This is a genomic window from Methylobacterium sp. J-048 (genome assembly GCF_022829515.1).
Classification (GTDB): domain Bacteria; phylum Pseudomonadota; class Alphaproteobacteria; order Rhizobiales; family Beijerinckiaceae; genus Methylobacterium.
Window position 1 is genome coordinate 1 of sequence record NZ_JAKSYL010000003.1, and the last position, 2,271, is coordinate 2,271.

Below are 2,271 nucleotides of genomic sequence, written 5' to 3' on the forward strand. Positions count from 1 at the left end.
CGGCGACGACAGCGCGGTGCACCACCCCTTCATCGAGGCCGATCGCTTCGCGTTCGACGCCGGCGACCAGGAACCCGGCAAGCAGGCGACGCTGACCCTCAAGGAGCCCGGCGACTTCATCATCCAGTGCGGCATCCACCCGAAGATGAAGCTCACCATCCACGTTCAGTAACTCTCAGCCTCTACGGCTGGCAGCGCCCACACATTCCTTTAGGCTGGGGGACTGAACGCTGTAGCCACGGACTGGAAGGATCGAACGAGATCGTCGTCCAGTTGCCCGGTCATGCCCTCCAGAATGCCATAGGCTTTCTGGCCAGACATGGATGCCCGGTATGGACGCTGCTCGATCAGCGCCCCGTAGACGTCGCAGACCGTCACCAGGCGCACGAAATCTGGGATCTCCCACCCTCGGAGACCATCGGGGTAGCCGGTCCCATCGATCATCTCGTGATGCGAGCGAACGGCCGCCAGCAGTTCGTCACCGAAGCCGGCGCCCACGAGCATGGCGTGGCCATGCTGCGCATGCGTGCGCATCACCACCATCTCCGAATGGGTGAGACGGCCCGGCTTGTTCAGGATCTCGATGGGGACGTGGATCTTGCCGACATCATGCAACAGGGCGGCACGGGTCAGGTGGTGACGGTCGGTCGGACGTAGCCTCAGCGCCCCTGAGAACGCGGCGGCGAGGGCGGCGACCAGCAGGCAGTGCTGGTGGGTAGCATCGTCGAACTGCTGAACCGCGCGGACCCAGTCATGGATGCCGGTGTCGCTTACAGCGCGCACGACCAATTCGGTACCGGCATCGGCGGTGGCGGGCGTGATCGGTCGACCGGAGAATAGGGCGTGCTGGAAGAACTGTCGGCCCTCGGCGGCTCGCGTTCGAGCCAGTACGGGGATTGATGCCCCCTGCAGGCGCTCTACGGCGCCGAGCATCTGCTGCACCGCTGCCGTAGCGGTCGCGCCTAAGACCCGAGCCTGAGCTTCTGCACGGGCGGCATTACCGTGCACGAGGAACAGGTATGGGCTCCCCTCACCGCGGAGCCGAGTCAAAGTGCGGCGCAAGCGAACGATAGCCTCGGAGGTGAGCGCCTCGACATCGCTGACAATCAGGGAGGGATCTAGGACTGGCAGTGCGTCATCGTACAGATCGTGGACGTGGCACGGTCGGCGCCTGCCCAGATCCCGCGACAGACGCTCGCCACGAGCGATATCGTCGGTGATCAACAGAACCTCGACCATCGCATGTTTATCCCGTCTTCGGAGGGTCAGCACAAATTTGAACCTCAGCCATCCTGATGCCTTGTGGCGAAAAGGGATGGCCCTAACCTGGCAGTAGACCTCGCTCCGCTGTCGTCCGACAGGTCTCCGCCTGCTGGATGAACAGATTGATCTGAGCCAGTCCTTCACGCGCCCCGTCGCGCAGCTCTGCGTTGATGGCCTCGATCTGCGCGTCGCAACTCGGTGCTCGCGCCTCTAGATCAGCCAGAACAGAAGCCAACTCGACTCGCTGTCCACGGAGCTTCGTCAGAATGGCGTCGAACTGCGCGACCGATAGGTTCGGGGCGCGTCCCTCAGCCAGTAGTTCGGTCGCCAGCGTGTCAAAACTGGCGAGTGCGGATGCCTCGTCGCGCTTCAGCCGCAGAGGGATGATCGTTCCGGTCATGATCAACCTGCCTTGGGATCATTTCCGCCAGTTCGATATGGTCCCTGACGCAAGCCCTGCTTCAGCGCGTGCCGCAGCGCTGTAACCCGATCCACCGCCCAGTCGAGGTTCCAATATGGGGCCATCCGGCCTCCGATTGCCCGGTCGATGCGGGCACAACTTGTCGCGTTGGGCCCCGTGGGATCTTCGACCGCCGCGCGCACGAGATCTTCGAGTGCATCGTCGAGGCTGCGCCGTACAGCGGCGCTAACCTCCGATAGCTGCGCCCAGTCATGCTTGAGGATGGGGGCGGTCAAATTGGGGGGCTGGGCCATCGTCAGGCGACCGCCCGTGCGGCTTCCCGCACCTGCCGCGTGGCGGCATCGACCTCCTCGCTCGCACGGGCGATCGCCTCCATACCCCCCGCGATCGTGGTCACGCCGTGCGCGGCCGTGTGCATGCTGCCAGACATCTCCCGCGTCACCGCCGACTGCTCCTCAACCGCCGCCGCGATTGCGGCCGAAACCTCGTCCAGCCCCCGGATCGTGCTCTGGATCGAATTGATCGCATCGACCGCATCCCGAGTCGCCGCCTGTGTCGCCACGATCTGCCCGCGGATCTGGTCGGTC

The 2,271-nt window shown here is 64.5% G+C and carries 2 protein-coding genes and 1 pseudogene; all 3 read right to left on the reverse strand.

Annotation, left to right across the window (positions count from 1 at the left end):
- Positions 1-210: 210 nt before the first annotated feature.
- Positions 211-1,239, reverse strand: coding sequence for an HD-GYP domain-containing protein (locus MKL09_RS00010; protein WP_244016801.1), 1,029 nt, complete (start codon positions 1,237-1,239; stop codon positions 211-213).
- Between the two features lie 82 nt (positions 1,240-1,321).
- Positions 1,322-1,663, reverse strand: a complete 342-nt coding sequence (locus tag MKL09_RS00015; RefSeq protein ID WP_244016803.1) for a hypothetical protein — start codon at positions 1,661-1,663, stop codon at positions 1,322-1,324.
- 316 nt (positions 1,664-1,979) lie between these two features.
- Positions 1,980-2,271: pseudogene (locus MKL09_RS00020) on the reverse strand (chemotaxis protein); the annotation flags it as partial.